Annotated in this window: 21 protein-coding genes and 1 pseudogene; 9 read left to right on the top strand and 13 right to left on the bottom strand. The window is 61.8% G+C overall.

Going from position 1 to position 23425, the window contains the following annotated elements; translation table 11 throughout:
• Position 1 precedes the first annotated feature (1 nt).
• Complete coding sequence (locus BBX50_RS05155; protein WP_065774243.1) at positions 2-898, bottom strand: SMP-30/gluconolactonase/LRE family protein; 897 nt, start codon at positions 896-898, stop codon at positions 2-4.
• Between the two features lie 110 nt (positions 899-1008).
• Here BBX50_RS05155 and BBX50_RS05150 point away from each other — a divergent pair, with 110 nt between their 5' ends.
• The 8 genes from BBX50_RS05150 to BBX50_RS05115 all read left to right on the top strand — a co-directional run bounded on the left by BBX50_RS05150 (position 1009) and on the right by BBX50_RS05115 (position 8603).
• A complete protein-coding gene (locus BBX50_RS05150) occupies positions 1009-1731 on the top strand; it encodes a FadR/GntR family transcriptional regulator (RefSeq protein ID WP_065774242.1) in 723 nt (240 codons plus the stop codon).
• Between the two features lie 11 nt (positions 1732-1742).
• Entirely contained in the window at positions 1743-2945 is a 1203-nt protein-coding gene (locus BBX50_RS05145) for a mandelate racemase/muconate lactonizing enzyme family protein (RefSeq protein WP_065774241.1), read from the top strand.
• Between the two features lie 43 nt (positions 2946-2988).
• Positions 2989-3969 carry a sugar ABC transporter substrate-binding protein gene (locus BBX50_RS05140; RefSeq protein ID WP_065774240.1) on the top strand — a complete coding sequence of 327 codons (981 nt, stop codon included), beginning with the start codon at positions 2989-2991 and terminating at the stop codon, positions 3967-3969.
• 146 nt (positions 3970-4115) lie between these two features.
• Positions 4116-5093, top strand: coding sequence for an ABC transporter permease (locus BBX50_RS05135; protein ID WP_065774239.1), 978 nt, complete (start codon positions 4116-4118; stop codon positions 5091-5093).
• 3 nt (positions 5094-5096) lie between these two features.
• The gene (locus tag BBX50_RS05130) at positions 5097-5828 is read left to right on the top strand and encodes an ATP-binding cassette domain-containing protein (RefSeq protein WP_065774238.1); all 732 of its coding nucleotides are present in this window, start codon (positions 5097-5099) and stop codon (positions 5826-5828) included.
• Between the two features lie 11 nt (positions 5829-5839).
• Positions 5840-6580 (top strand): SDR family oxidoreductase, encoded by a 741-nt coding sequence (locus tag BBX50_RS05125; protein ID WP_065774237.1) that lies wholly within the window; start codon positions 5840-5842, stop codon positions 6578-6580.
• Positions 6581-7465, top strand: a complete 885-nt coding sequence (locus BBX50_RS05120; RefSeq protein WP_065774236.1) for an aldose 1-epimerase — start codon at positions 6581-6583, stop codon at positions 7463-7465.
• Position 7466: 1 nt separating this feature from the next.
• A complete protein-coding gene (locus BBX50_RS05115; RefSeq protein ID WP_065774235.1) occupies positions 7467-8603 on the top strand; it encodes a fumarylacetoacetate hydrolase family protein in 1137 nt (378 codons plus the stop codon).
• A gap of 192 nt (positions 8604-8795) precedes the next feature.
• On the opposite strand, the gene BBX50_RS05110 is transcribed toward BBX50_RS05115, so the two are convergent.
• On the bottom strand, positions 8796-10355 hold the full coding sequence (locus BBX50_RS05110; RefSeq protein WP_065774234.1) for an ABC transporter substrate-binding protein: 1560 nt from the start codon (positions 10353-10355) through the stop codon (positions 8796-8798).
• 704 nt (positions 10356-11059) lie between these two features.
• Between BBX50_RS05110 and BBX50_RS29645 the strand changes: the two are divergent.
• A pseudogene (locus tag BBX50_RS29645) lies at positions 11060-11221 on the top strand (ABC transporter substrate-binding protein); the annotation flags it as partial.
• A gap of 97 nt (positions 11222-11318) precedes the next feature.
• On the opposite strand, the gene pcaF reads toward BBX50_RS29645, so the two are convergent.
• From pcaF to BBX50_RS05055, 11 genes are all read right to left on the bottom strand, one after another.
• On the bottom strand, positions 11319-12521 hold the full coding sequence (gene pcaF, locus BBX50_RS05105) for a 3-oxoadipyl-CoA thiolase (protein ID WP_065774233.1): 1203 nt from the start codon (positions 12519-12521) through the stop codon (positions 11319-11321).
• Positions 12518-14497 (bottom strand): 3-hydroxyacyl-CoA dehydrogenase NAD-binding domain-containing protein, encoded by a 1980-nt coding sequence (locus BBX50_RS05100; protein WP_065774232.1) that lies wholly within the window; start codon positions 14495-14497, stop codon positions 12518-12520. Before BBX50_RS05100 ends, pcaF begins: the two co-directional genes overlap by 4 nt.
• A gap of 10 nt (positions 14498-14507) precedes the next feature.
• On the bottom strand, positions 14508-14903 hold the full coding sequence (locus BBX50_RS05095; RefSeq protein ID WP_065774231.1) for a RidA family protein: 396 nt from the start codon (positions 14901-14903) through the stop codon (positions 14508-14510).
• Positions 14881-15309 carry a thioesterase family protein gene (locus BBX50_RS05090; RefSeq protein WP_065774230.1) on the bottom strand — a complete coding sequence of 143 codons (429 nt, stop codon included), beginning with the start codon at positions 15307-15309 and terminating at the stop codon, positions 14881-14883. The genes BBX50_RS05095 and BBX50_RS05090 overlap by 23 nt, the downstream gene beginning before the upstream one ends.
• 11 nt (positions 15310-15320) lie before the next feature.
• The gene (locus BBX50_RS05085; protein WP_065774229.1) at positions 15321-16508 is read right to left on the bottom strand and encodes an acyl-CoA dehydrogenase; all 1188 of its coding nucleotides are present in this window, start codon (positions 16506-16508) and stop codon (positions 15321-15323) included.
• Positions 16509-16524: 16 nt separating this feature from the next.
• Positions 16525-17721, bottom strand: coding sequence for an acyl-CoA dehydrogenase family protein (locus BBX50_RS05080; protein ID WP_065774228.1), 1197 nt, complete (start codon positions 17719-17721; stop codon positions 16525-16527).
• A gap of 2 nt (positions 17722-17723) precedes the next feature.
• Entirely contained in the window at positions 17724-18566 is an 843-nt protein-coding gene (locus tag BBX50_RS05075; protein ID WP_065774227.1) for an enoyl-CoA hydratase family protein, read from the bottom strand.
• A gap of 2 nt (positions 18567-18568) precedes the next feature.
• Positions 18569-19345: an SDR family NAD(P)-dependent oxidoreductase gene (locus BBX50_RS05070; protein ID WP_065774226.1), complete on the bottom strand. Its 777-nt coding sequence runs from the start codon at positions 19343-19345 to the stop codon at positions 18569-18571.
• Positions 19342-21663, bottom strand: a complete 2322-nt coding sequence (locus BBX50_RS05065; protein ID WP_065774225.1) for a bifunctional salicylyl-CoA 5-hydroxylase/oxidoreductase — start codon at positions 21661-21663, stop codon at positions 19342-19344. The genes BBX50_RS05070 and BBX50_RS05065 overlap by 4 nt, the downstream gene beginning before the upstream one ends.
• 220 nt (positions 21664-21883) lie before the next feature.
• Positions 21884-22405 (bottom strand): MarR family transcriptional regulator, encoded by a 522-nt coding sequence (locus BBX50_RS05060; protein WP_065774224.1) that lies wholly within the window; start codon positions 22403-22405, stop codon positions 21884-21886.
• A gap of 101 nt (positions 22406-22506) precedes the next feature.
• Complete coding sequence (locus tag BBX50_RS05055; RefSeq protein WP_065774223.1) at positions 22507-23268, bottom strand: GntR family transcriptional regulator; 762 nt, start codon at positions 23266-23268, stop codon at positions 22507-22509.
• Positions 23269-23425 lie beyond the last annotated feature (157 nt).

Genomic DNA, 23425 nt, shown 5'->3' with positions numbered 1-23425 from the left:
GTCATTGACTGAAACGGTTGGTCGGCAGCCCACAGGTCCCCGTGCGCACCGCGAAGACTGCACCCTCGTGCTGATTGCGGGCAAGGTGTTCGTCGCTCATCGTAAAGCGAGCCGAGGTTACGAACAGGGTTTCAAACTCTGGACCACCGAATGCGCAACTGGTGGGCCAGGAGCAGGGTACATCGACAACGCGGTCAATTTTACCGTCCCGGGCAAACCGAACCACACAACCGCCGCCGGCGACGCGGCAGTTCCAGATGAAGCCTTCGGCATCCATGCAAGAGCCGTCCGGAAGACCGCGATCGAAACCAGAAAGGATCGATCGTCTGTCGTGAAGCGACCGGGAGCTGGCATCGAGCGCATAGCTGTAGATCACATTGTCTTCAGTGTCTGCCGTGATAAACCGACCATTGTCGGTCCATATCAGCGTGTTTGTGATTCCGAACCGATCGTCCGAAACCGGATGCAATGCCCCGTGCGCGTACCGGTAGAGTCTCCCGGTTTTTGCGGTCGTCGCCTGCGGCCTGTCATCGGCAGCGATGTTGTCCTGCATCGTGCCAACCCAGAAAGCCCCGTCTGGCCCGACGATGCCTTCATTCAGGCGGTTGCGCGGAAGCTCCGGTTCGACCTCCGCCATGACCTGAAGCTCACCTCCAAACTCCCATAGGGCAATTGATTTCCGCAATCCGACGATGGCGCCACCGTCGTTGCGAAGACCGATTGAGGTGATCAGGTCGGGGAAACTCCACTTTTCATGTTTGCCCGAATTCGGACACAGCCGATGGATCGACTTTCCGACGATGTCGACCCAACACAGCTTGCTCTGCCGCTCATCCCATACGGCGCTCTCTCCAACGATGTTTTCCGCCGCGAGGGCGACGTCCATTTCGACTTTCATAATTCCTCCGTGCTGTCTTCAAATTGGTTGTTGACACACAGCTTACGCATAAATTATGACTCGGTTCAATTCAACCTGTCGGACAGGTTTTATAAAGCCGGGAGACGAAAATGAGTGTAGCGCCGGCCGACGAAGAGCAGCTTGCAGGAGGTAATCTCGTCAGCACCGCTGTCGGCGCCATTACCCAGCACATCCGGACGAACGAACTTGGTCCGGGTGACCGACTGCCGAGCGAGGCCACGCTGTCGAAGGAACTGAGCGTGTCCCGGTCGGTGGTGCGTGAAGCATTCAGGTCGCTTGCCACGATGCGGCTGATTGATCTCAACGTCGGAAAGCGTGCCACGGTGGCCCAGCTCGATCATGGCGCGATGTCCTTGATGATCGAGCACGGCGTGCACACGGCCCAGATCAACATCAACCAGGTCTATGACGTTCGCCGAACGATAGAGATGCGAACATCGACACTGGCTGCACTTCGCCGAACCGACGCGGAAGCCCGCATCATTCTCGGCCATGCGAAAGCGATGGAGACCAATTTCGCCGATGCGGACAAGGTCATGGAAAGCGACCTTGCCTTTCACCTGGAGATCGCTCGCGCCTCCAAGAACCCGATCTTCTCGATAATCGTCGGCGCGTTCCAGGGTGTCTCCCGACAGACCTGGCCGATCGGCTGGCGCAGCCGCGCGTCCGACGCCGAGCGGCATGCCATGAACCGGATACATATCGAGTTGGCCGAGGCAATCCTTGCTGGCGATCCGCAAGCCGCCAGCCAGCTTATGGCCCGCCATTTCGACGAGAGCGCAAAAGCGCTGCTCGCGGCTGGAATCGCATAGAGGACAACCTGATGAAAATTACGAGACTTGAGACGGTCCGCGTAGCGGAGCGGCCGAACCTGCTTTGGCTGCTGGTCCATACCGACGAGGGGTTGACCGGGCTCGGAGAAACCTTCTTTGGCGCAGAAACCGTCGAGGCTTACATCCACGAGTACGTCGCCCCTCGTGCAATCGGGCGAAACCCGCTGCAGATCGATCTGCTGGCAAATGACCTGGTGGGTTATCTCGGGTTTCGGTCGTCCGGTGCAGAGGTGCGTGGCAATTCGGCTTTTGACATCGCGCTCTGGGATATCTTCGGAAAGGCGACAGGTCAGCCGATCGCACAGTTGCTCGGCGGTTTCAGCCGCAACGAGATCCGCACCTACAACACCTGTGCCGGTACAGAGTACATCAAAAAGGCAACCGGTCAGACGACCGCAAATTACGATCTGTCGTCTGCCGGCACCCGCAACTACGACGACCTCAACGGCTTCCTGCATCGCGCCGACGAACTGGCAATTTCCCTCTTGGAAGAGGGGATTACGGCGATGAAAATCTGGCCGTTTGACATCGCAGCGGAAAAGTCGCGCGGTCAGTATATTTCGGTCCCCGATTTGAAATCGGCGTTGGTGCCATTTCAAAAGATCCGCGACGCCGTCGGTGACCGCATGGATATCATGGTCGAGTTCCACTCGATGTGGCAGCTGTTACCGGCAATGCAGATAGCCAAAGCGCTCGCGCCGTATCAAACGTTCTGGCACGAGGATCCCATCAAGATGGACAGCCTCTCCAGCCTCAAGCGCTATGCAGCCGTCTCGCCTGCGCCGATCTCGGCGTCGGAAACGTTGGGTTCGCGATGGGCTTTCCGCGACCTCCTGGAGACCGACGCCGCTGGCGTGGTCATGCTGGATATCAGCTGGTGTGGCGGCTTGTCGGAGGCCCGCAAGATCGCGGCGATGGCGGAAGCTTGGCATCTCCCCGTGGCGCCGCATGACTGCACCGGCCCGGTCGTTCTTTGCGCATCGACGCACCTGTCGCTCAACGCACCCAACGCGTTGGTCCAGGAGAGCGTTCGGGCTTTCTACAAGACCTGGTATCGCGATCTGGTCACGGCGCTTCCGGAAGTTCGAAACGGGATGATCACAGTGCCGCCAGGTGCCGGTCTCGGCATGGAGCTCAATCCCGACCTCGAAAAGGCATTTACGGTGTCCCGTCGCACGTCGCGCGGGGACTAGGACCGGGTTCTTTCGCAATTCTGCAGCTTAAGGAGGAGCAAGCATGCGAACAGTATTGATTGGGAGTGCATTGGGGCTGGCACTTTTCGGTTCGACCGCGCTCGGCGCATCGGCGGAACCGTTGAAGATCGTCTTCACGCACCACTCGTCGGCGTCGAATACATTCTGGCAGGCGGTCAAAAAGGGGTTCGACGACGCCTGTGAGAAGATCGGCGCAAGTTGCCAGATGGTGTTTACGCAGACCGAAGGCTCTGTTGAGCAACAGCTCTCCAATATGGAGGCTGCGTTGGCGAGTAAGCCCGACGCACTCTTGACCTCCATTGTGGATGACAAGGCGTTCGACGACGTCATCGCTCGGGCCGCCAAGGACGGCGTTGAGGTCATCGGCGTCAACGTGGACGACAGCGAGGGGGCGAAAGGAAATGCGCGCGCTGCTTTCGTCGGCCAGGGTTTCCGGCGTGCCGGATACTCGCTTGGAAAGGCCATGTCGGAGAATTTTCCGAAGGAGGGACCGATCAAAGTGTTGGTCGGAATTTCCGCGCCTGGCCAGAACTGGTCCGAGGCCCGCGGACAGGGTGTGATGGATTTCCTCGCGGAATATAAGGCTGCAAACCCCGGCCGAGAGATCTCGTGGGAACGGATCGACAGCGGCACGGACCTTGCGATCACGTCCGATCGTGTCGGCGCCTATCTCAATGCGCACCCCGACACAACCGCCTATTTCGATACCGGCTTCTGGCATGCCGCCGTAGCAAGGGTGCTGAAGGACCGTGGGGTCGCGCCGGGCCAGGTGCTCCTGGGCGGCTTCGATCTGGTGCCCGAAGTCGTCCAGCAAATGCAGACAGGCTACGTTCAGGTCCAGGTCGATCAGCAGCCATACATGCAGGGCTTCATGCCTGTCATGCAGGTCTACCTCGCCAAGAATTTTGGCCTCGTTCCAGCTGACATTGACACGGGGCAGGGGATCGTCCGTCCGGCCGACGCCGACAACATTATGGACCTTTCAGCACAGGGCCTGCGGTAGACGCGTTTCTGCGAAAATCGGAGGGTTTTCGGGGAAAGAGCCTGTTGATGAGCATGTGCTTTGCGTGTCGGACACGGCGCGCAAAGCAATGAATTTGGCCGGCAGGCCCGCGAAACGCGCCGCCCTGCCGCACGGGAGTGCATGCGATGAAAAGAATGCTGAAAATCTACATGGAGAAGCCGGAGCTGGCGGCGCTCCTTCTCCTCTTGCTGCTGATAATTCTCTTCCAGATCCGGTCTGGCGGCGTCTTCTTGAGCTTTGATAACCTGCGAGGCTTCTTTGGGATTCTGCCGGAGATGGCGCTGGTTGCGATCGGCGTCACTGTCTTGATGATCTGCGGAGAATTCGATCTTTCTGTCGGAGCCGTTTTCGCGCTGATGCCGATGACGATGGCCGTTTTGATGGCCACGGGGATTTCGTTCCCGATGGCACTGATCGCCGGCCTTCTCGTCTGTGTGGCGATAGGACTGCTGAACGGCTATCTGACCATCCGTTTTGCGATCCCAAGCTTCATAACCACGCTTGGCATGATGTTTGTTGCCAGATCTCTTACGGTCGTGATCTCCGGCGGCTTTCCGCCCCTCTTGCCCGCTGATCTTCCCACATGGCTCTTCACCAGTTTTGTTGGGCCTGGCCAATTGCTGCGCATGTCGTTCCTCTGGTTTCTGGCCATCGCCGTTCTCGTGTCGCTGCTCCTGAGCCGTACAAACTTCGGCAACTGGATCAGAGCGACCGGTGGTTTCCTGCCGGCGGCCGACGCCCTTGGGATCCCGACTGCGCGCGTCAAAATCGCTTGTTTCATTCTCTGCTCGGTACTGAGCGGCTTCGCCGGACTTATTCAGGTGCTTCGCCTTGGGTCGCCGCTGCCCTCAATTGGCGAGGGCATGGAGCTCCAAGCGGTTGCCGCAGCCGTCATTGGTGGCACCGCCCTGAACGGTGGCGTTGGAGCGGTCTTCGGCGGTATCATTGGTGTCATCCTCATCCGCGTGATCGACAACGGTCTCATTCTTAGCCAGGTCGACGCCAATTGGTTCAAGTTTGCGATCGGGTCGCTGACGATCTTTGCTGTCGTCGCCAACTCCTGGCTTCGCAAGCGGGCAAAATCCATCAAGGTGGAGGTTTAAGCCATGAACGGTCCGATTGTATCCGTCCGGAACCTGCACAAATGGTATTCGGGCGTCCATGCTCTGAAAGGCGTCTCGGTCGATTTCGCACGCAATGAGGCCGTCGGTCTGATTGGCGACAACGGCGCGGGCAAATCGACACTCATCAACATCCTGTCCGGTGTCCAGAAGCAGGACGAAGGCAGTATCTTTGTCGAGGGAAAAGAGGCTGCGATATCGAGCCCGCGCGACTCCATGCGGCTGGGCATCGAAACTATCTATCAGTACAACTCCATGGTCCCGACCATGTCTATCGCGCGGAACCTGTTTATCGGTCGCGAGCCGCTCAAATACTCCTTCTTCGGCCTCGGGGTTCTGGATATCCGCAAGATGCGCGAGGAGAGCGTCCAGGCCATCGCAGATGTCGATCTTCATCTGCGCTCGCCTGACGCCTTGGTCGGCGAACTCTCAGGCGGCCAACGACAGGGTGTGGCGATCGCCCGTGCCATGCATTTCAAGTCGAAGGTGATGATCCTTGACGAGCCCACGAACCATCTTTCGGTCAAGGAAACGAACAAAGTCATTGGGTTCGTTCGCTCGTTGAAGGGACAGAACGTCACCGGCATCTTCATCAGCCATAACATGCACCACGTCTTCGATTCCTGTGACAGGGTGGTCGCCATGGCGCGTGGGCAAATCGTGCTCGACAAGCGCATCAGCGAAACGTCGATCGACGAAGTCCAGTCCGTGCTGTGAGGGGAACGCACATGAAAGCACTTCAGGGAAAAGTGGCGCTTGTCACCGGTGGACTAGGCACGCTCGGTCGAGCCCAGGCCAGTAAACTCGCCGCGGAAGGCGCGGCGGTCATCATCCTCGACCGTCCTGGCCTCGAGGCGCCAGGCCCGATTGAAGGTCTCGGCGAAAACGTCCGTTTTCTCGGATGCGATCTGAACGACCTTGAGCGATCCGAGCATCTCATCCGGCTGGAGGCCGAAGCCCCAGGCGGTATCGATATCCTGATCAACAACGCCGCCCTTATAATCAACAAGCCGTTCCAGGAATTCAGTCTGGCGGAGTACGAGGACCAGATCCGCGTCAATTCGTCGGCTGCGTTTGCAGCCGTTCGAGCCTGCGCCGACGTGATGAAACGCAAGAGGCGCGGCAAGATCCTCAACTTTGCTTCCATTACGCTCAACGGCCAATGGGACGGTTATGTGCCCTACGTGGCATCGAAGGGCGCTATGATCGGCCTGACCAAATCCTTGGCTCGCGAACTCGGACCATTCGGGATCAACGTCAATGCGATTTCGCCTGGAGCGGTGGTTTCTGAAGCTGAGAACCGGGTATTTGCCGATCGGCTTCAGCAATACAACGACTGGGTCCTCGAGCGGCAATGCCTCAAAACACGCGTAACGCCCGAGGATGTGGCGGAACTCGTCTATTTCCTCGTCTCACCGGCTTCGGACATGATCACAGGACAGAACTTCGCCATCGACGGCGGTTGGTAGATGATTGCCGAGCGGATCACTGTCGAGAACAGCAAGGCGCACTTGCAGCTGATCCCGGCACTTGGCGGTGGCATCGCACGGCTTGATGTCAGACATCCTGCCGGCGAATGGCTTCCCGTATTCAGGCCGTGGAATGGCCGAATGGAAGATGGTCCCTTCGAACTGGGGTGTAATGTGCTTGTTCCATTCTCGAACCGCATCTCACGCGGCGGTTTCGAACATGACGGTGCGTTTCATCCCATTCCGGCCAACCTTGTCGGCGAGCCATTCCCTATCCACGGGGATGGCTTCCAGCGGCGCTGGCGATTGCTTGCTCGCAGCGGCGAGACCGTCGAACTCGAATGCGATGGAGAGATCGGTCCATTTCGTTATCTGGCACGGCAGGTCTTCACCCTTGGGCCCGAAAAGCTGGAAATAAAGCTGACAGTTCAAAACATGTCGGGACAACCACTCCCCTTCGGCATCGGGTTCCATCCGTGGTTTCCGCGAAACGCGGGCACTCGGCTGCAATTTCACGCCGCGGAGATATGGCTAGAGGACAGAGATCACCTGCCCATTGGTTGTCGAAACGTCGGTGAAGTTCCAGACTGGAATTTCGGCGACGGGCGGGCATTGCCTGAACAATGGATCAACAACGCCTTCGGCGGGTGGGCCGGAGAGGCGGTCATCCTGCAGGGAGAGGGGGCGGTTTCCGTCAGGATCTCGGCCTCCGATAATCTTGCGTATGCGGTGCTCTATTCGCCGAGCGCGAAGGCGGACTTCTTTTGTTTCGAGCCGGTTTCCCACCCAGTGGACGCACATAACCTGGTGGGCCGGCCAGGCTTGATGATACTTGAAGACGGCCAGGAGCTGACTGGTTCGATGACTGTGGAATGGGAACAGTGATATGGAACTCGATAGGAATGGCACCCTCGTAGGTCGCGTGTGGTTATCACAGGAGAAGGGGCCGGTGCTGGTGGTGGTTAGGGCCGGCGTGGTGTTCGACATCACCACAAAAGAAGCGCCAACGATGCGTGATCTCTTGGAGATGGATGATCCTGTCGCGTTCGTCCGAGCACGAGAGGGAAGGGCGATCTGCAAGCTGGCCGAGGTTCTCTCCGCAGCACCAAGGGTCTCCGAGGCGCCGCGGCTGCTCGCGCCATGTGACCTTCAGGCAATCAAAGCCTGCGGCGTGACATTCGCACGCTCGATGCTCGAACGGGTGATCGAGGAGCGTGCCGCAGGAAACCCCGACCTCGCCTCCAAGATCCGCGAACGCGTGATGGTGCTTGTGGGCGACAGCCTGCGCAACCTCAAGGCCGGTTCGCCGGAAGCGACCAAGGTCAAGGAGGCCCTGATCGAGGAGGGGGTCTGGTCGCAGTACCTCGAAGTCGGAATCGGTCCTGACGCCGAAGTTTTCACCAAAGGGCAGGTCATGTCTGCAGTTGGGTATGGTGATGAGGTAGGACTGCACCCGATATCGAGATGGAACAACCCGGAACCGGAAGTCGTGTTGGCTGTGGACAGCAAGGGCCGGGTAAAAGGGGCGACGCTCGGCAACGATGTGAACCTGCGCGATGTCGAAGGGCGCTCGGCACTTTTGCTTGGCAAGGCCAAGGACAACAACGCCTCCTGCGCACTCGGCCCGTTCATTCGGCTGTTCGATGAAAGCTATTCGATCGATGACGTCCGCAAGGCCGAACTCGATCTGAGGATCGAAGGCGAAGATGGCTACGTCCTGACCGGGCGCAGCTCGATGAAGGAGATCAGTCGCGACCCGCTTGACCTCGTGGCACAGACCATCGGCGCCCATCACCAATATCCCGACGGTTTCCTGTTGTTCATGGGCACGCTGTTTGCCCCGGTCGAAGATCGCGACGTGCCAGGCCAGGGCTTTACCCACAAGCTCGGTGATGTCGTGACAATCTCAAACGCCCAGCTGGGGTCGCTGGTCAACACGGTACGATTGTCGACCGAGTGCAGTCCCTGGACTTTTGGCGCATCGCACTTGATGCGCAATCTCGCGGCACGTCAGCTGATTTGAATGGAACCGTCCATGACATTGCACCAGAACCCGATTGCCGGCGAATGGGTCGGTGGTGACGGGGTTGCCAACGATGCGCGCACGGCGATCGCCGCTAGTTGACGATGTTCAGTCACGTCGCGAATTCGGCGTTTTGCCGCGGACATTGGACGGCGGAGCTGGAACGCCTGGCGTTCCAGCTCCGTACGAGCGCTACTTCGCGAAATGAGTCAGCCAGTGGCGCGGCTTGTTGTCCGCCAGTTGAGCGACCCGGTCGATCTTGGTGCTCATCACCCAGGCCATCGGCTGCTGGTGCAGCGGCAGCATGATCATTTCATCCTTGACCATCTGGAGTGCCTTGGTCTGCAGTTCGAGCCGCTTCGTTCGGTCCATTTCGGTCGATGCCTGGACGACCAGCCTGTCAATCTCCGGATAGCTCCAGCCACCCCAGTTGAAGACGCCCGCCTTGTCGCTCCTCGTCTCGATCATCTGGAGCAGGATCGAGTAACTGTCGAGCATCGGCTCGTTCGCCCAGCCGATGATGTAGACGTCAGACAGACCACCCGTGCGCTTGGGCGCCTGTGCGGCAGTCGGGCCGATGTCGAGTTGCGGTTTGAAACCGGCGCGGCTCAGCATGTTGACGATACTCTGGCAAAGTTCCTCCTCGTTGACATAGGCCTCGTTCGTGCAGACCAGTGTAAAGGGGAGATCGCTGGCGCCGGCCTCGGCGAGCAGCTTTTTCGACAGTTCGGGATCGAACGGCACCACCGTGTCCAGTGCTTCGACATATCCCGGAATCTCAGGCGCGATGATCGCGCCCGCGATCCTCGACTTGCCGCGCATGACCCGCTTCTGGATGAGCTCCTTGTCGAGCGCATGTGCGACAGCCTGACGGACACGCAGATCGTTGAACTTGTTGTCGTCGCCGTTCGCAAGTTTCGGCTTGCGGTTGAAGCCGACCATGATGGTGCGCAGGTCGGTGCGCTCCATAACCTTGAGGTCCGGCTGCGCGACAAGGCGCGGAATATCCTGTGCAGGTGCATTCTCGGTGAAGTTGACCTCGCCCGACAACAGTGCGGCCACGCGCGTCGCGGCCGAGACGATCGGTGTGAACTCGATGCGATCTATATTGGACTGCGACTCGTCCCACCACGTATCGTTCTTGACGAGAACGGTCTTGCTGTCGGGGGCGCGGCTCTCGAGCTTGAACGGACCCGTGCCGTTGGTGTGGTAGGTGGCGTAGCCTTCGATTTTCTTGCCGACGTCGGTCGGCTTCAGCGAGTTGTTGTCGGTGAGCCAGGTAGCGTCGAAAACGTGGATGTTCGTCAGGTCGTTCAGCAGCAGCGGATAGGGGCCGGTGAGTTCGATATCGACGGTGTGGTCGTCGACCTTCTTCGCCGACTTGTAGGCGGGAAGGTTGCCGCGGAGCGGAGACGCGGGATCGCTGACCCGCGTGAGAGAGGCGATCACGTCGTCCGCCGTGAATTCGGCGCCGTCGTGGAACTTAACACCCTCGCGCAGATGGAACCGCCAGACCGTGTCCGATACGGTCTCCCAGGAGGTCGCGAGCGCCGGCTCGATCTTCAGTTCGGCGTCATAGCGGACAAGCCCTTCATAGACGTGGTTGAGGAAAGACAGCGTGTAGCTGTCGCCATAAGAGTAAGGGTCGAGCGAATAGATATCGCGCGAGGCGCCCCACTTGAGCGTCTCCGCATGACCCGCAGCGGAAAGCGCAACCGACATGACGGCCGCGAGAGTCAATTTCTTGAGCATTCTGCAGTTCTCCTTGGTTGAGTCACCTATTCCCTCGAACGGGAATCTCTTTCTTTTGGGGCAAGGCCTGCTCGCAGGCCGTATGTCTAATCGCCGGTACCGGTCAGCGAATGGCGCGGCTTGTCGTCGGCGCGGACACAACCTGCTCGATCTTGTCGGTTATCGCCTGGGGCCATCGACACCGGTGCACCGGGATCGTGATCAACTCGCGTCATCGGCCAGCGAAGCAGTCAAGTTGACGCCCCGACGCAGCTTGAAACGCCAAATCTTGTTGTCGGTCAGCTGTCAGTCGATAGCCGGCGCAGGCACCGCCTCGAACGCAGCTTGTCTCTCACCACCCCATCATGGATGTGCTCGAGAAACCCGATGTTCGATGTGGGACGCAGGAATAGGGATCAGTTGAGACGATGTCAGGCTGGCCGGCCCAGCGGAGCATCTTGGCGTGTGCGGCCGTCGCCAAAAGTCGCACCAACACGCTTTCGCGACGGTCTTCCGAAGACCTTGCATCAACCTGCTCCTCCCTAGCTCGTTGCTGCTGATCGGCACCATCGCACACCAAGGAGGTTTGTCAACGAATTTGTCGACAATTATGAGTACTATTTATAATAAGGTTGTCGACAATCCTGGAGCGACTGGATTCCGCACTGCCGGATGTTTTCAAGGACAAAGCCAGCGCCTGCCGTACTGCGCGGTATCGCTACAGCGATCCAGGGGCCGCAAAGAAACAGCTGGAGGACGCCGGCGTCAAAGACATGAAGATGAAAATCTGGGCGGTGCCCGTCAGCCGTCCCCACCTGCCGAACGTACGGCGCGCGGCGGAGCTGATGCAGGCGGACCTCGCCAAGGTCCGCATCGGGGTCGAGATCAGCGATCAGGCGCCCTGGGTGCGATTGCCCATTCGATCGTCCTATCACGGCTGTCAGTCTGCGATCAACGCTGGAGGATGCGGGTGCCTTGGCGGCGTCACGGCCGCGTCAGCAGCATCGAGATACCCTGCCCAACGCCGATGCACATGGTGGCGATCGCCCGTTTGGCACCCTGATGCTCCAGTTCCAGTGCTGCCGTCAGGGCAAGGCGCGCTCCAGACATGCCGAGCGGATGGCCGAGGGCGATGGCGCCGCCATTTGGATTGACATGGGGGGCATCGTCGGCAAGCCCGAGCTGCCGCAAACAGGCGAGGGCCTGCGCGGCGAAGGCTTCGTTGAGCTCGAAGAGGTCGATATCGCCAATGCCGAACCCGAGGCGTTGCAGGAGTTTCTGTGTGGAGAAGACGGGGCCGATGCCCATGATACGGGGCGGAACGCCCGCTGTCGCCATCCCGGCGACCCGCGCAAGAGGCTGAAGGCCGTAGCGCTCGACCGCATGGCCCGAGGCAAGGATGAGCGCGGCTGCGCCATCATTGACGCCGGAGGCATTGCCGGCGGTCACCGTGCCATTGGCGCGGAATGGCGTCGGTAGACTGGCCAGCTTCTCGATCGTGGTTTCGCGCGGGTGCTCGTCGTGCTCGACCCACATCGTCTCGCCTTTGCGTCCCTTGACCGGATAGGGGGCGATCTCTTGGGCGAAACGCCCGCTCTTCAGCGCAGCCGCCGTGCGAGCCTGGCTGCGCAGCGCAAAGCCATCCTGATCTTCGCGCGAGATGGAATACTCGGCGGCGACGTTTTCGGCGGTCTCCGGCATGGAGTCGATGCCGTATTGGACTTTCATGACGGGATTGACGAAGCGCCAGCCGATCGTCGTATCGTGGATCTCGGTGCTGCGCTGGAACGGGCCTTCGGCCTTCGGCATGACGAAGGGCGCGCGCGACATGCTCTCGACGCCGCCGGCGACGATGATCTCGGCTTCGCCCAGCCGGATCGCCCGGGCGGCATAACCGACGGCATCCAGCCCCGAGCCGCAGAGCCTGTTAATCGTTGTCCCGGCAACCGTATCCGGCAGACCCGCGAGCAAGGCGGCCATGCGCGCAACATTGCGGTTGTCCTCGCCGGCCTGGTTGGCGCAGCCGAGGACGACCTCGTCGATCTCTTCGGCAGGCACGGACGCAACACGCGTCAACGTCTCGCGGATCACATGGGCCGCAAGATCGTCTGCGCGCGCGCTCGACAAGGCACCGCCGTAGCGGCCGATCGGCGTGCGGACGCCACCGATGATATAGGCCTCGCTCATGCTGTAAGATCCTTGCCCTGCTCTGCGGCAAACATCGGCCCGCCCTTGTGCGCTGGAAAGCCGTAGCCGTTGATCATCACCAGATCGATGTCGCTCGCGCGGGCCGCGATGCCTTCGGCAAGCAACGCCCTGCCTTCATCGACCATCGCCTTCAAAAGCCGACCCATGATCTCCTCCGCTGCAAATGTGCGCGGCGTGATCTTCTTGGTGGTCCGCTCCGCCTCGATAATTGCCGTTACTTCGGAATCGACGGTGCGTTCGCCATTGGGGTAGGCGTACCAGCCGCGACCATTCTTGCGGCCGAGGCGACCGGCCTCGCAGAGCCTATCGGCGATCTCGACGTAACGGGCGGCAGGATCGCGCGTTGCCGCCTGACGTTTGCGGCGCGCCCAGGCAATTTCGAGGCCCGCCATGTCGTTGACGGCGAAGATGCCCATCGGGAAGCCATAGGCTTCGAGCGCAGCGTCGATCTCCTGCGGCAGCGCCCCATCTTCCAGCATGAACTCCGCCTCGCGGCGATAGGCGGAGAAAATGCGGTTGCCGATGAAGCCTTCGGTGACGCCACATACGATCGGCAGCTTGCCGAGGCGTTTGACGAAGGCAAGTGCGCTCGCCAGCACCTCGGGCGCCGTCTTCGCACACTCGACGACTTCGACGAGCCGCATGACGTTGGCGGGCGAGAAGAAGTGCAATCCGACCATCCGCGATGGATCGGCGGTGGCCGCTGCAATCGCATCGGGATCGAGGTAGCTCGTATTTGTCGCGAGAATGGCGCCGGGAGCGACGATGCCGTCGAGCTTCCGGAACAAGTCCGTCTTCACTTGCAGGTCGTCGAACACCGCTTCGATCACGAGATCGGCGGCGGCGAGGTCTCCGGCTTCCGCGGTCGTCTGCAGCCGCGCGTCGCAGTCGTCGCGGCCGGCCGCAGTCAATCGTCCGGAGCGCACGGCCTTGTCGAGGGTCTCGGTAATGCGTGCCCGCCCGCTCGCGGCCGCTTCTTGCGTCTGCTCCAGCGCGACCAGGCGGTAGCCGGAGGTCAAGGCGGAGACCGCGATGCCGGATCCCATCAGCCCGGTGCCGACCACGCCGACCGTCTCGATCCTGCGCGCGGAAGCCGTGTCGAGCCCCTCGACCTTGCCGGCTGAGCGTTCGGCAAAGAACACGTGCCTGAGGGCAGCGGATTGGGCGGAATCGCGCAAGCGCAGGAAAGTGGCGCGTTCCTCGGCCAGTCCCTGTTGCAAGGTGAGTTCACCGGCCGCCTTGACGAGACGAATGGCCTCACCGGGGGCATATTGGCCGCGGGCTCTCGCCAGGACCTTGGCTGCCTCGGCGTCGAAGGCCGCCGAGTCTGCGGACGGAGCCGCGATCATGCCCGTCCGGCGGAGTGGCTTGCCGGCATGTTTGCGTATGAAAGCCAGCGCGGCAGCTATGGGGTCCTTGGCGATGCCATCGGCAAGACCGAGCGTAACGGCTTCGGCCGTCTTGACGGCGCGTCCCGTTCCGATGAGGTCGATTGCCGCGATCAGGCCGATCAGGCGCGGCAGGCGCTGCGTCCCGCCGGCGCCCGGAACGAGGCCGAGCTTCACTTCAGGCAGACCGAACGAAGCCTTTTCGCCGGCGATGCGGCCATGGCAGGCGAGCGCCACCTCGCAGCCGCCGCCAAGGGCTGCGCCGTTGACGGCAGAGATGACCGGCTTGTCTGATGTCTCGATGCGTTCGATGACATCAGGAAGTGTCGGTTCGACCGGTGGCCTGCCGAACTCCTTGATATCCGCTCCACCGATGAAGGTGCTGCCGGCGCCCGTTACGATGACGCCCTTTATTGCGGGGAGCCCGGCCGCATGATCGAGCGCCGCCCTCAGGCCGGCGCGGACATGCGCGGAAAGCGCATTGACCGGCGGGTTGTCGATGGTGACGACGAGAACACCGTCTTCAAGCCCGGCGGAAACGCTTTCCGAAAATTGGATCTCGGACATCTTCGCAGCCTCAATCGGGGATGACGGCCGTGGCCTGGATCTCGATCTTGGCGCGGTCTTCGACGAGCGCGACCACCTGCATTGCCGCCATGGCCGGGAAATGCCGGCCGATGGTTTCGCGGTAGGCCTGGCCGATGCCGCGCAGATTGCCGACATATTCCTGCTTGTCTGTGAAGTACCAGGTCATCGTGGTGATGTGATGCGGCTCGGCGCCGCCGGCGGCAAGCACGGCAACAACATTCTTCAGCGTCTGGCGCACCTGCTCGACGAAATCGTCGGTCTCGAACTCGGACTGCTCGTTCCAGCCGATCTGACCGCCGACGAAAACGGTGCGGCCCGTTGCAGCCACGCCGTTGGCGTAGCCGATGGGCTTTGCCCAGCCTTCAGGTTGCAGGATGGTGTGCATCGGTCGTCTCCAGATGTTGTGTCAGCGCAGCGCGGACATCGTCCGGCCAGGCCAAAGAAGCGTGTTTGTCGAGCGAGGTGGCAACGACCCGCTGTTTTGCCGTCCAGAGCATGGTGTCTTTTGCCAAGACCGTATGCTCCATATCGAGCGACGACCAGCCGATGGCGCGGACCGCGAGCGCGAAATCAAGCTCGTCGCCCTGAAAGCCCGGCCGAATGAAGGTGAGGTCAAGGCGCACCGTCGGCACCCCGATCCGCCGCTCGTCGTTCATCGCCCTCCAGGGAAAGCCGAGCGACGCGAAGAAGTCCTCGGTCACCCCGACAAGGATGTTGAGGTAGGACGGGAAGTAGGCGATCCCAGAGGGGTCACAGTCCCCGAACCTAAGCGGCCTTTTGGTTCTGTACATCGAGTCCGGCCTCAGTTTGCAAAGGCGGCGATGCCGGTGATGGCCCGCCCGAGGATCAGCGCATGGATGTCGTGCGTGCCCTCATAGGTGTTGACCACTTCGAGGTTGACGAGGTGGCGGGCCACCGGAAATTCGTCCGAAATGCCGTTGCCGCCGAGCATGTCGCGGGCGGTTCTGGCGATTTCCAGCGCCTTGCCGCAGGAATTACGCTTGAGGATCGACGTCAGCTCGACCGGCGGATTGCCTTCGTCCTTCATTCGTCCGAGGCGCAGACACCCTTGGAGACCAAGAGCGATTTCGGTCGCCATGTCCGCCAGCTTCTTCTGGATCAGCTGGTTGGCAGCCAATGGCCGACCGAACTGCTTGCGGTCGATGACGTATTGGCGTGCCGTCTCGTAGCAGGACTCCGCCGCCCCAAGCGCGCCCCAGGCGATGCCGAAGCGCGCAGAATTGAGGCAGGTGAAGGGACCTTTCAGCCCGGTCACCTCGGGCAGCATGTTCTCATCCGGCACGAAGACCTCGTCCATGACGATCTGGCCGGTGATTGAGGCCCTCAGACCCACCTTGCCATGGATCGCGGGCGCGCTGAGCCCCTTCCATCCCTTCTCGAGGATGAAGCCGTGGATGACGCCATCGGCGGTTTTCGCCCAGACGACGAAGACGTCGGCGATCGGCGCATTGGAGATCCAGGTCTTGGATCCCGAGAGCAGATAGCCGCCATCGACCTTGGCGGCGCGGGTGATCATCGAGCCGGGATCGGAACCATGATCGGGCTCTGTGAGGCCGAAGCAACCGATCTTCGTGCCGGCAATCAGTCCCGGCAGGTATTTGCGCTTCTGCGCTTCGCTGCCGAAGGTATAGATAGGCACGATCACCAGGGAAGATTGTACGCTCATCATCGAGCGGTAGCCGCTGTCGATGCGTTCGATCTCGCGGGCGATCAGGCCGTAAGAGACATAATTCAGACCGGCTCCGCCGTAGTCTTCGGAGACCATCGGACCGAGCAGGCCGAGTTCGCCCATCTCTGCGAAGATTGAAGGGTCGGTTTTCTCGTGGCGGAAGGCCTCTTGCACGCGAGGCGCTAGCCGGTCTTCGGCATAGCCCTTAGCGGTGTGCCGCACCATCCGTTCTTCTTCCGTCAACTGTGCATCCAGATTGAACGGATCCTGCCAGTCGAATGACGCCTTCGAACCGTGCATGTTCGACACCCTCTCGTTACTTGTCCGTGCCCTTCATCAGCTCCCGGCCGATGATGAGCTTTTGAACCTCGGTCGCACCCTCATAGATGCGCAGCGCCCGGATCTCGCGGTAGAGCCGCTCGGTGATCTCGCCGACGCGCACGCCGCGGCCGCCGAAGAGCTGCAGCGCCTGGTCGATCACCCATTGCGCATTCTCGGTCGCCGTCATCTTGGCCATTGCCGCTTCCCGTGTCGTCGGCCGCTTCTGGACGTCGCGTTGCCACGCCGTGCGGCAGGTCAGAAGTGCCGCGGCATCGATTGCGGTCGCCATCTCGCCGAGTGTGCTTTGTGCGGTCGGCAGATCGGCAAGCGTCGCGCCGAACATCTTGCGGCTCTTCGCGTGCGCCACCGCCTCGTCGAGCGCTCGGCGGGCAAAGCCGATCGCGGCGGCAGCCACCGAGGGGCGGAAGATGTCGAGCGTGCGCATGGCGATCTTGAAGCCTTCGCCGGGGGACCCAAGAAGCTGCGACGCCGGGATGCGGCAATTGTCGAAGGCAAGCCGGGCAAGCGGATGCGGCGCGATCGTCTCGATGCGCTCGGCGATCGTGAAGCCCGGCGTGTCGGCAAAGACGACGAAGGCGGAGATACCGCGCGTGCCCGGCGCTTCGCCGGTGCGGGCAAAAACGGTGTAGACGTCCGCGATACCGCCGTTGGAGATCCAGGTCTTCTCGCCATCGAGCACGACGTCGTCGCCATCACGTCGGGCCGCGCAGGCCATCGCCGCGACGTCAGAGCCCGCGTCGGGTTCGGACAGCGCGAAGGCGGAAATCCATTCGCCGCTCGCCACCTTTGGCAGGACCTGCCGCTTCAGCGCATCGGAGCCGGAAAGGCTGATCGCGCCGGTGCCAAGCCCCTGCATGGCGAAGGCAAAGTCGGCAAGCCCGTCGCTGTAGGCAAGCGTTTCGCGCACGAGGCAGAGCGTCCGGCTGTCGATCTCGTCACTCGCGCCACCGAAGGTTTTCGGCACGCAATGGCGAAGCACGCCGGCTTCACCGAGGGCCTTGACCAGATGCCGGCAGGCAGCGTCGACATCGCGGTGGTCGACTTCGCTCAACCCACCGCCGGCAACGAAGCCATCCAGTTCGGCGGCAAGCGCGCGGTGTCTGTCCTCGTAGAAGGGCCAATCGAGATGGTCACGGGTCGGTGGGCGCAAAGCCACGTCATGGGAGCCCATCGTCAGTTTCCCTTGAATTCCGGCTTTGCCTTGGCGGCAAAGGCCTCGAAGGCGCGTCGGAAGTCGCCGGTCGCCATGCAGATGGCCTGTGCCTGGGCCTCGGACTCGATCAACTGGTCGATGCCCATCGCCCATTCCTGGTCGAGCATCTTCTTGGTCATCGCATGGGCAAACCAGGGACCGTCGGCAATCGCGCGTGCGAACTTTTGCGACTCGGCAAGCAGCGATGGACGTTCGTGCAGGGCGTTGTAGAAGCCCCAGGCATGGCCTTCCGTCGCCGTCATGACCCGGCCGGTGAAGAGCAGTTCGGCGGCGCGGCCCTGGCCGATGATGCGGGGAAGGATACCGCAGGCGCCCATGTCGGCACCCGCCAGCCCGACGCGGGTGAAAAGAAATGCGGTCGTTGCTTCCGGCGTCGCCACACGGAAATCCGAGGCCATAGCCAGGATTGCCCCGGCGCCGGCGCAGATGCCGTCGACGGCTGATATGACGGGCTGCGGGCAGGCACGGATCTGGCGCACCAGATCGCCGGTCATGCGGGTGAAATCGAGTAGATCAGGCATCGCCATGCGCGTGAGCGGCTCGATGATCTCGAAGACGTCGCCGCCGGAGGAGAAGTTGTCATTGGCGCCGGTCAGCACCACGGCGCGCACATCGCTGGCGCGACCGAGCGATCGGAAGAGGTCGACAAGTTCCTCGTAGCTCTCGAAGGTCAGCGGATTCTTCTTTTCCGGACGGTTGAGCGTGATCGTCGCGACCCGGCCGTCGGCGTCGGTCTCGAACAGGAAGTGCTTCGCCTTGTGATCCCTAAAGGGGCGCTTCTTGGCCTGCATCGGGTTTGTCATCTCTATCCTCCGAGAACTTCGCCGCCGGCAACGGCGATCGCCTGGCCGGTAATCGCGCTTGCCTTCTCCGATACGAGCCACGAGACGGTGTCGGCGACCTCATCCGGCGTCACCAGGCGCCCTTGCGGATTGGAGCGTGCGAGGCTGGCGCGCGCCTCCTCGCGCGGACGACCGGTCTTCTCGCTGATCGTATCGAGTGCGCCGTCGATCAGCGGCGTGTCGGTGAAGCCGGGGCAGACGGCGTTGACGGTCACGTCGGTGCGCGCGAGCTCGAGCGCCAGCGCCCGCGTCAGGCCGATGACGCCGTGTTTCGAGGCGCAATAGGCCGAAACATAGGCGTAGCCGGTGAGGCCTGCCGTGCTCGCGACATTGACGATCCGCCCGTTTCCGGCCCGACGCACCGAGGCAAGGGCTGCCTGAGTCACGAGAAAGACGCCCGTCAGATTGATGGTGAGCACGCGCTGCCAGAGTGCAAGATCGGTTTTCTCGAATGGCGCCGAGGGCGCCTCGCCGGCGCAGTTGACGAGAACGGCGATGTCGCCGGCGCTGGCGATCGCGGCCGTGATGCCGCGGTCGACAGATGCAGGGTCGGTGACGTCAAATCCGTGATGGACGTAGGCTTCGCCCCCCGACACGCGGATTTGCTCTCGCACGGCTTCGAGGGGTGCCGCGCGGCGCCCGGCAAGGCTGACGACATGCCCGTCGGCGGCAAGTGCAAGCGCGATCGCCCTGCCGATCCCGCTTCCCGCGCCCGTGACGAGAGCGTGTCTCTTGCTCATGGCTTGCCCGCCGTCGTTGCGGCGCGCGCCAGGTTGTTCACATACTGCGCGCGGGCGGAGTGGTACTGTTTCGGCCAGGGCTGGTCGTCATAACCGATCTTTGCCGCCTCATGCATGACGAAGGATGGGTCGGCCAGATGCGGGCGGGCAATGGCGCAAAGATCGGCGCGACCGGCGGCGATGATGGAATTGGCGTGGTCGGCTTCGGAAATCGCCCCGACGGCGATGGTCGCAACCTGGATCTCGTTGCGGATCTTGTCGGAAAATGGCGTCTGGAACAGGCGGCCGTAGACCGGCTTTTCTTCCTTCACCACCTGGCCCGACGAGCAGTCGATCATGTCGGCGCCGGCCTCCTTGAACAGGCGGGCGAAGATCGCGGCATCCTCGGGCGTGTTGCCGCCCTCATGCCAGTCATGCGTCGAGAGGCGCACGGACATCGGCCTGTCTTCGGGCCAGACGTTGCGAACCGCATGGAACACCTCGAGCGGGAAGCGGGCGCGGGCCGCATGGTTGCCGCCATAGTCGTCGGTGCGCCGGTTGGTGAGCGGCGACAGGAAACTCGACAGAAGGTAGCCATGCGCCACGTGCAGTTCGAGAATGTCGAAGCCGAGGTCGCGGGCCTGCTCCGTGGCATGCACGAAGTCGGCGACGACGCGGTCCATGTCGGCCAGGGTCATTTCGCGCGGCGTGTCCGAATGCTTGAGATAGGGCAGGGCCGAGGCGGAGATAAGCGGCCAAGCGCCTTCGTCCAAGGGCTGGTCGATCCCCTCCCACGGCACCCTGGTCGCACCCTTGCGCCCGGCGTGGCCGAGCTGAATGCCGATCTTGGCCGGCGTCTGGTGGTGCACGAAATCGACGATGCGCTTGAAAGCCAACGCCTGCTCGTCGTTCCAGAGCCCCAGGCAACCGGGCGTGATGCGGGCATCGGCCGATACACAGGTCATTTCCGGGAAAACCAGAGCGGCGCCGCCCATGGCGCGTGCGCCAAGATGCACCAGGTGGAAATCGTTCGGCACGCCGTCGGTCGCCGAATACATCGCCATCGGCGAAACGACGATCCGGTTCTTCAGCGTCAGGCCGCGCAGCTTGAACGGCGTGAACATTGGCGGCGGGACCGCGCCGTTTGCCGCCGGCTCGACGCCGGCGCGTTCGGCGAACCAGCGCTCGAAGCCTTCCAGCCAATCCTTGTCGCGCAGCCGAAGGTTTTCGTGGCTGATGCGCTGCGAGCGGGTCAGCATCGAATACATGAACTGCTCCGGCTCAAGCGTATCGGCATAGCGTGTCCCGACCACTTCGAACCATTCCATGGCGTTGCGCGCGGCATTCTGGATGCGGGCGACATCGACCCGGCGCACCTCTTCATAGGCGCTGAGCACTGCGGGGATGTTGGCCCTGTCGTGGCCGAGAATGTCGAACTGGCGGGTGAGCTCGATCGCGTCGTCGATCGCGAGCTTAGTGCCCGAGCCGATGGCGAAATGGGCGGTGTGGGCGCTGTCGCCCATCAGCACGACGTGGCTGCGGCCGTTGAAATGGCTCCATTTTTCGCAGATCAGCCGGCCGAAATTCAGCCAGGCTGAGCCGCGTAAGTGCCGCGCATTGGTCATCAACCTGTGGCCGTCGAGCGTTCCGGCAAAGAGCTTCTCGCAGAACGCGATCGACTGCTCCTGGTCCATCTGGTCGAGGCCATGGGCCTTAAAGACGTCGTCGGTCGTTTCGACGATAAAGGTCGAGGTGTTGTCATCGAAGCGGTAGATATGCGCCTGGAACCAGCCATGTTCGGTGCGCTGGAAGTCGAAGGTGAAGGCGTCGAAGCGTTTATCCGTGCCGAGCCAGACATAGCGGTTCGGCCGGATGACCATGTCCGGCCGGAAGACGTCCGCGTACTTGCTGCGGATCCTGGAGTTAACGCCATCGGAGGCGATGATCAGGTCTGCGTCGGCGAACTGCTCGTCGCTTTCGACGTCCTGCTCGAACAGGAGTTCGACGCCGAGTTCGAGGCAGCGATCCTGCAGAATGTTGAGCATCTTCTTGCGGCCGATGCCGACGAAACCGTGGCCGGTCGTGCGGATCTTGCGACCCTTGAACACCAGCTCGATATCATCCCAGTGGTTGAAGGAGATCTCGATCGCTTCGGCCGTCTCCGGATCCCACTGCCGCATCGATTGCATCGTCGCGTCCGAGAAGACGACGCCCCAGCCGAAGGTGTCGAAGGCGCGGTTCCGCTCGACGACGGTGACCTGATGTTCCGGGTGCTGGCGCTTCATCAGCAGCGCAAAATAGAGGCCGGCCGGCCCGCCACCGATACAGACGATCCGCATGTCGTTCTCCTCCCGAGCTCCGGCTGCGCATGTCGCCGTCGAGATCGCGTTGGTCGCCATCCCGAACTGCTGGAGGCAGGGTGGACTCGTTCGGAAGAAATTTCAAGCTTAAAATTGTTTTGAGGAGATCGGCTACGTCAGGCGCGTGCTGGCCCGGCCCGGCGACGGCGCGCCGTTTCTCAAAGCGTGACGAAATGTAGAGGGCGCGGCGCGTTGCGCCTCAGGTGTTTCCCGCAAGCGAAGCGATGACCGAGCGCTTGAGCTTGGCCAGCTCATCCATCAGCACGCCGCCCTCCTTCGCCGAAAGACCGGCAAACAGGTCGGAGATCCAGTCGGCATGCCGTGCCGCCATCTTCTCGAATTCGGCGCGACCGAAGGGGGTCAGTGCGACGATCTGCACGCGCCGATCCGTTGGAAGCGTCGTGCGGCTGATATGGCCGCTCTCGGTCAGCCGCTCCACCAGAACCGTTATGTTGCCGGGTGAGACCATCATGCGCTTCGAGACTTCGCCGAGCACCATGCCGTCAGGCGCGCGCTCGAGCTGGGCCATCAGGTCGAAACGCGGCAGTGTCGAATCGAATTCTTCCCGCAGGCGCCGGCGGACTTCGCTTTCAACCAGCGTTGAACAGGTCAACAGGCGCAGCCAGAGCCGGAGCTCGGCACGGTGATCACCTGGAGCTTCAAGCGCCTTGGTCTCGCCATCCACCCATTCCGGCGAGATGTCGAATTTGCCTTCACCCATCATCCAAACGCCCGCTTCTAACCCTGCGCCACAAATCGGCAGGCTCTTGCCTGTTTGCTTTTAAAGAGCTTCGCAGGTCTTGGACAGGCTGTCACGGGCTGTCATTTGGACGCAAGCCCGGGCGCCGAAGGCAAGGCGCGGCCGCCGTCTTCCGATTGGACATAGACATTGACGGTAAAGCCGATGTGGTCGGCCATCAGTGCTCGGGCACGCTCGATGTTTCGATCGAGTGCCGCCTCCATCAGCTCGGTGTGATGCTCGATCGCCATGGCGTCCTGCAGAGCCGCGACTGCTTCCTCGTAGCCCTGGCTCATCCCGGCGGCAGCCCTCATCGTCGGGGCCAGGCTCAAAAAACGATGGTGGCGGCGGAGCTGGTCGGAAATCGTCGCCTGAAAGCGCGCGAGCCAGTTCGACCTTGCGGCGCTGATCAGCGCGGCATGGAAAGCGGCATGTTTCTCGTCCCACTCGTCGATCTCGTTTTCCGAGAAATGCTCGACGGAAACCTTGCACCGCGACAGCCGGTAATGCGCCGTGACGACGGCGGATTCCCAGGCGCTGTCGCCGTTCTCGATCGATTCGAGGAACAACGGCATTTCGACGGCGAGGCGTGCGCGGGTGAGGTCGTCGAGTTCCCCGCGTGAAACCGGGGCGACGGCAAAGCCGCGATTGCTGATCGCCGTGACCAGGCCCTCCGCCTCCAGACGGGACAGCGCCTCACGCAGAGGCGTCCAGCCGATCCCATAGCTTTCGCGCAGCGTGCTCAGCTTCATCGGCGCGCCGGGCTTCAGCCGCGTCGCAAGAATATCGCGGCGTAGCAACCGGTAGGCCGATTCGGTTTTGGTTGACTGTTGGTGATCCTGCATCAGGTTCCCTTACCGCCCACGTCGGGATGGTACAAATATATATAGTTCGGCGGTGTAGATCAAAATATATATAATTGTTTGACAAGACGTCTGGCCGGCCCCATGATCCGCGCACACCGCCGAGGAGGGCGGTAACGCTCGTCAAATTCTGGGAGGG

This window comes from Ensifer sp. LC11 (genome assembly GCF_001695835.1).
Lineage (GTDB): Bacteria > Pseudomonadota > Alphaproteobacteria > Rhizobiales > Rhizobiaceae > Ensifer.
Note: the sequence above shows the minus strand (reverse complement) of the source record. Positions and strands in the feature narration are given on the sequence as shown.